This window comes from Wolbachia endosymbiont of Onchocerca gibsoni (assembly GCF_029169405.1).
In the GTDB taxonomy this organism is placed as follows: domain Bacteria; phylum Pseudomonadota; class Alphaproteobacteria; order Rickettsiales; family Anaplasmataceae; genus Wolbachia.
The window spans coordinates 744449-750848 of sequence record NZ_JABUMP010000001.1; the positions used below are offsets into that span (position 1 = coordinate 744449).

The 6400-nt window shown below is 30.1% G+C and carries 6 protein-coding genes; 4 read left to right on the forward strand and 2 right to left on the reverse strand.

Annotated features, from left to right (window positions below; translation table 11 throughout):
• Positions 1–89 precede the first annotated feature (89 nt).
• The gene (rsmD, locus tag HSX44_RS02920; RefSeq protein ID WP_275602231.1) at positions 90–638 is read left to right on the forward strand and encodes a 16S rRNA (guanine(966)-N(2))-methyltransferase RsmD; all 549 of its coding nucleotides are present in this window, start codon (positions 90–92) and stop codon (positions 636–638) included.
• Positions 639–1374: 736 nt separating this feature from the next.
• Here rsmD and HSX44_RS02925 read toward each other — a convergent pair.
• Both HSX44_RS02925 and murD read right to left on the reverse strand, forming a co-directional pair.
• Positions 1375–1581 carry a hypothetical protein gene (locus HSX44_RS02925; RefSeq protein ID WP_275602232.1) on the reverse strand — a complete coding sequence of 69 codons (207 nt, stop codon included), beginning with the start codon at positions 1579–1581 and terminating at the stop codon, positions 1375–1377.
• 367 nt (positions 1582–1948) lie between these two features.
• Positions 1949–3289, reverse strand: a complete 1341-nt coding sequence (gene murD / locus HSX44_RS02930) for a UDP-N-acetylmuramoyl-L-alanine--D-glutamate ligase (RefSeq protein ID WP_275602233.1) — start codon at positions 3287–3289, stop codon at positions 1949–1951.
• Between the two features lie 124 nt (positions 3290–3413).
• Here murD and HSX44_RS02935 point away from each other — a divergent pair, with 124 nt between their 5' ends.
• The 3 genes from HSX44_RS02935 (at position 3414) to HSX44_RS02945 (ending at position 5182) form a co-directional block, all read left to right on the forward strand.
• Positions 3414–3761, forward strand: a complete 348-nt coding sequence (locus HSX44_RS02935) for a ferredoxin family 2Fe-2S iron-sulfur cluster binding protein (RefSeq protein WP_275602234.1) — start codon at positions 3414–3416, stop codon at positions 3759–3761.
• Between the two features lie 10 nt (positions 3762–3771).
• A complete protein-coding gene (locus HSX44_RS02940) occupies positions 3772–4794 on the forward strand; it encodes a hypothetical protein (RefSeq protein WP_275602235.1) in 1023 nt (340 codons plus the stop codon).
• A 10-nt stretch (positions 4795–4804) separates the two neighbouring features.
• Complete coding sequence (locus HSX44_RS02945) at positions 4805–5182, forward strand: cytochrome c-type biogenesis protein (protein WP_014868761.1); 378 nt, start codon at positions 4805–4807, stop codon at positions 5180–5182.
• The last annotated feature ends 1218 nt before the right edge of the window (positions 5183–6400 follow it).

A 6400-nucleotide genomic window follows, 5' to 3' on the forward strand; every position in this document is an offset into this window, starting at 1 on the left:
TACAACTTTCTTCCTGATCAAATTGTCAAAGCTATATTGACATTAATTACATATTATTAAATAATTAGTTATTTTAGAATTCTTTTAGAATGCTGCGTGTTATTGCAGGAAAGTATCGTGGAAGAAAAATAGTCACAGGCAAGTATTTAGCCGTACGGCCAACTATGAGCATTGTCCGAGAGGCAATATTTAATATACTTTCTTCAAAAAAAACTATTTATAATCTAAATGTACTTGATTTATTCTGTGGAAGTGGGTCTTTTTCATTTGAAGCACTTTCTCGAGGTGCCAAACATGCATTTATGGTAGACTCAGACTATTATAATTTGCAATTATCTAAAAAAACAGCCAAAGATTTTGGTATTACAGACAATATTACACTCATTTGTTGCAGTGCTAGCCAGTTACCAAAAATCATTTCACAATGCGACATAGTTTTTATAGACCCACCCTACAATAGTAATCTAGCTTACCCAACTTTAGATGGATTAGTTAATTCAAGCTGGTTAAGTGATGATGCATTGATAATTCTCGAAATTAGGAAAAACGAAAATTTTGAATATAATAAAAACTTTAATATAATTTTAGAACGTACTTATGGAATAGCCAAAATAATTTTTCTTTCTTTATCAACTTAAGTTTGTATATATCCATTCATTAATTAGGTTTCAGTTCTACTTTTATCAAGTTTTTAGAGAATTTGCTTATTTTACAAGTATTTTATTTAAGTTTTTATTAAATTTACTATTTATTAAATATTCATGTGTATCACTAATAAATTTATTTTCTTCTTCGTACTTTTTTCACTCCCACAACAAACTAAATGTTCTTTATGAGCGACATGAATATTATCTTTATAATTACAAGGTATTCTAAACCCATGTTTAAGCAACATATTTTCTCTGAATCTTTCTTGAGTAAACTATCGCTAAGCTTAGCAACAAGTCAAATTTTCCACGAAATCACAGTGTCACCTTCTCTGCAGTAATTAATACAGGACATTTTGTATTTTCCATAACCTTACGCAGATTAAATCCTAATTCACAATGCATGAACCAAAAATTCAAAAATTTTGTAAGAAGCCACTTTGTGAAAAAAATCTCCTATCCTATTGAGAGGTTATTAGTTGTATCCTTAAATGAACCGTAAGAATTGTTATAAATCAGTATTAAATAAATTGCCTAATTTTCAAATCTCTTTAAAACTTCTGCTGCAACTTCCTCCTCTAAGAGAGTTAGTATTTAAAATCACATTTTTAGTATACATCATTTACAAGCAGCACGTTTACCATTGCCATTCTGACCTAAATTAATTTCTTACCATTTGTTAAAAATCTATATAGCGCTACAATCTTCTTGCTCTCCAAAAGTAACTCTACAATATCCTCCATATTTTTTTCAACTTTTGGTCTATATACTCGCCTACAAGCTCTTTTCTATATAGCTTTACCAACTCAAGATTAACCTCATTTTCCAATAAGCTTTTAATCCTGTATATAATAAACTTGTTCTTAATAAAATTAAAAAATATCCATAAGCAAAGTATAACAAAGCATACTGTAGCTAAAATTAATAGCACCATCAACGTAAAAGCTAATCTCACGATCACTTTCTTTAATATACAAAAAACAGTAAAACATTAAAAAACTCTCTAGTTTAGCTCAACGTAGTTTAAAAAATGTATCTAAACAACTAATTCTATTGACTATCTAACTTTATATCTACTAAATTAAAGTTCCTCATAGTTCAACTTCCATCAAGCTATTCAAACTCCTTGCTATACATTTCAAAGTGCTATATTATTCTGTTTTAAAATTTACAAAAGCAACTTAGCTAGACTAAGGTTTGTGCATACTTTTAACAAAGGTTTCATTGACTTACTCCTTCAAATAAAAGGATCCTAACTAACTTTCTACTATTAACTTCACCTTATCTTTTCCTACGTAACATTACACTAAACGGTATATGTGATTATACCTAAAACTTTTAAACATTCTACAAAATGCTTCACCGCGTTCTTCAAAATTTTTCCATTGGTCAAAAGAAGCACATGCAGGAGAAAATAATACAGTTATTTCTTCTTTGCTGTTTATAGCCTCATTGAAAGCCAGTTTAAATGCGTTTGCCAGACTACAACATTTTACAAAATCTATTTTATTTTCTATAGTATTTGCAAAAGCTTCAGTTGACTCACCAATAAGAAAGGCTTTTTTAATGTTTGCAAAATGCTTTCTTAGTGATTCTATACCACCATCTTTGCTTTTCCCACCAACAATCCAATATATGTTTTTATAAGATAAAATTGCCTTTTCGCTCGATTCAGCATTAGTTGCTTTGCTATCATTCACAAAAAGAACATTTGCTATTTTGCCAAGTGACTCATTTCTATGTTTTAATCCTGAAAAGGATTTGATTCCATCGATAATAATATTGCTATCCACTTTAAGCAGCTTACATACGGTACACGCAGCTGCTACGTTTTCTGAGTTGGATATTAAGTTTATCTTTACATCACCTACATGATTCTCTAATTCTAAGTGTATTCCAGTATCTGGATACTGAAACGACATTGAAGCTGAGATGGGAACTTTGTTTCCAGTGAATTTGTTAAATATACTAGCAGTAATTTCACTATCACACCCTATAGCAGCAACCCTACTACCATTTATCAGCTTTGATTTAATCGCTATGTAATTTTCCATACTTCCATGTCTATCTATATGGTCTGGTGTAATGTTGAGCAACACTGCGATATCCAAATTAACTTCATTGATTAGCTCCAACTGAAAAGAGGAAAATTCAATGACACAAATTTCTGTATTTCTGTTCAGGTCGAAAACGGGAACACCAAAATTTCCACCAATAGCTACTTTTTTTCCTGCAGATTTTAATATATGCCCTATTAGGTATGTAGTGGTTGATTTGCCATTTGTTCCTGTAACACCTATTATCTTCTGGTTTTTAGCTTTACCTTCAAGAAATAGTTCAATATCTGATTTTATTTTGCAGTCAAAGTTTCTTGCAAGTTTTATTATCCAATGCGGCGTTGGATATGAAATCGGTATTCCAGGACTTAATATTAGCGTTCTTATTTCATGCCAATTATACTCCTTAGGATGAATAAAACTACATTCCTTATATATTGCTTTTGCATTCACTATTTGTTCCTCATTATCATCCCATGCATATGTTCTTGTACCGCAGTTTACTAGAGCATTAATAACAGATAAACCAGTCTTACCAAGACCAAAAACCGCAACACCTTGATTTTTATACTTGCCCAGTTGCATCACTTGTTTTAGTTAAAAAAACATTATATAAGTTGTTAATAAGCTGAACGCAAAGAGTTTGCAAATATTAATTATTACCTGTAGAATACAGAAAAATTAGCAAGGATTTTAATAGGAAAGTAATATGCCATCTGTTACTTTTATTTTACCTGGTGGAAGTGAGAGAAAATATGAGGCTACAGAGGGAGAAACTTTGCTTAATTTAGCTCACAGAAGCGATCCAGACTTGCTTGAAGGCGCGTGTGAAGGTTCTCTCGCTTGTTCTACATGCCACGTAATTGTTGATCCAAAATTTTATGATGCTGTAGAAACACATAATCCCATATCTGATGAAGAAAATGATATGTTAGACCTAGTTTTCGGTTTAACAGAGACGTCAAGGCTTGGATGCCAAATAAAAATTACAAAAGACATCGATGGTTTATGTGTAACCATACCAAGGAATACAAGAAATATATCACTAGACAAATAAATAATTAGCTATGCGCAAGGTCATTATCTACATTATCATCTCTTTATTCCTGTTTATTCCTACAGCATATAGTAGTTTTTGGTATTTTTCTGCATGTAAAACAAAAAATCTTCTAGCTGGAACAATACTATACATTAACGACGAAAAATTTGATATTTCATATGACTTTAGCGGATTCCCTTCTAGCTTAATTTTCCACATAACAAATCCAAAATTCTCCAACGAACAATTAACCATATCGTCTGATACTTTGTTAATAAAAAACAGACTGTTTGATAAATCAGTATATATTTATATACCAAGCAATGAGGTCAGCATTGCTATTTCCAGTGATAAGAAAGAAAATATAAAATGTCACACAAATAATAACAATTATTTCATTGCCAAGCTAAACGACTTACCATCTTTGTTGCGGTTTAATAGAAGTAGTAATATAATAGACTATATAGATACACTTCGTTATGAAGACTATGGATTAAAATGTGATGTTTTACCTAACTCAAAAAATCAGCAAAGTGTTATAACTGAGGTGAATGATAAAAGTAATTATATTCAATTTCATCTTGATAAAAAATTGAGTGGAAATAATAAGCTAGAATTTGATTTTTATACTTATCGGTATAAGAATACTGCAAATCCTGAAAGGTATCTTAGTATTGATACTAAATTTGATTACGAGTTTGTAAACAACATCTCAGCTGCAAGAATTAATTTCAACATAGAAAAATTTTTAATTCAGAGCAATAATTTTGCTATTGCTGCAGATGGTAGGATAAACAATTATGATTTAGTTACATCCTCATTTAAAGACAAAATCAATATATCCATATCAAACTATAAAGAATTGATCTCGTTTATGACTAACGACTCAAAAATTTTAGATAAGTTCGAAAAATTAATATTTTCTTTATCAGAAAAAACAACTGATGGCAATATTANTTTTTCAATAAAATATGACAATGATGTAGGATTAAGTTTCATTGGAAAATTATCCATCACTGATTTCATGAACCAATTAGATAAAATTACTTAACTAGCTAAAAATGAGAACGGCAGTTAACTTACTTTTTACATTAACATTTTGCTTGAATATTAATGCTTTCGCTTTGGATGATGAGCTCAGAGACAAAGTCATGGAGAAACGAGCAACTAATTTGTTTAAAATAATAAAGTGTCCAATATGTTCTGGTGAGTCGCTATCTGAATCCGAATCTCAAATTGCATATGATATGCGCAAAGCAATTCGTAGAAAAATCAGCAATGGGTATACTGACAAGCAAATAATTTTAGAGCTAAAAAATTCCTATGGAAATTCAATTATAACTATTCCACCTATAAAACCCAGCACCTATATTTTGTGGTTTATTCCACTCACTATTTTACTAATAGGGTGTTTTTTGATACGAAAGCACATCCGGTAATAAACCTTAATTCCTGTGATTTTATGGAGACATGTTTAATTTTTTGCTTGTTAGAAATTAACTACAAATCAAGTAATATGAGTAGTATATAGCAATAGAACAGTGAGTGAGAAATGAGGAAAAATATCCAATAGATAATAGATTTAGGTAAAAGGGAATGAATCAGAATGAAAGAATATTCCAGAGCCTTTATACAAAAAAGGAAGGAGATCATCAAAACATAGCAAAAGAAGAATATTAAATGCAATTTTGCACACACTACATACAAAATACCAATATAGGAAGTACTAATTATGCAATTTTCCGTTATGAAAAGCAGTGAATTGACAATTTAGGAAATAGAAGAAGTAGGGAATCATTAAGAAATTAAATTATGAATTCTCGAATATAGTTAAGAGAAAAATAGGAAGAAATAAATAGCCAAGCCTCTATAAGTGAAAGTAAATCTGTCAAAAAAACAGTAGAAAAAGTAGAGTTAAAGGCTACGATGAGAATAGAAAAATAAAAAGGCAGGAAAAAAGGCATAGTAGACTTTAGATACACAGAGATACAACTACCTAAAAGGTGCTATTAATAGGAATAGTAAAGATTTAAAAATACATCTAAGAATGAGGTTGCAGAAAGGTCTTCTACTCAGATCAACAGAAACAAAAGGCTATCAAAGAAATAAGATTTGTTTACAACATCTACTAAAAATTTTATATCTTACTGTAACTAAGGTTACGGTAAAAAGGAATTTTCTTCAACTTTTACTATTTTGTGAACAACTTCTTATACAAGGACGATATGAAATACTAGAAAAATTAGATATTCTATTAGAAAATTTAGTATACGTAGCATTAGAAGTCTTAACGATAACAAGGATTTGGTTGAGTTTCAGAAAAATTGCTGTTCATGTATACATAAAAAGCAAGCATACTTAAAAACGTCGTTTTCTATATACAGACAGTGATGAGAAGTACTTTTAAGGCGCTTTTATAGTTACCAACTTATATTTCTAACTTGTTTCTTTATCCTGCCAATATTGATTCTAATACCTGCAGCATTTGATCAATGCAAGCAGTTCTTTCACTACAAAATTACAAAAATAGAGTAACTGATTATAAACCTACAGTAGAGACATTATTTGAGTTCAAACTATGCAAGGAATAACTAGATATATTACAGCATATGTTATTAGCAGTCTTACTATTATATTTTTTTTAGTCTGCTTGATTC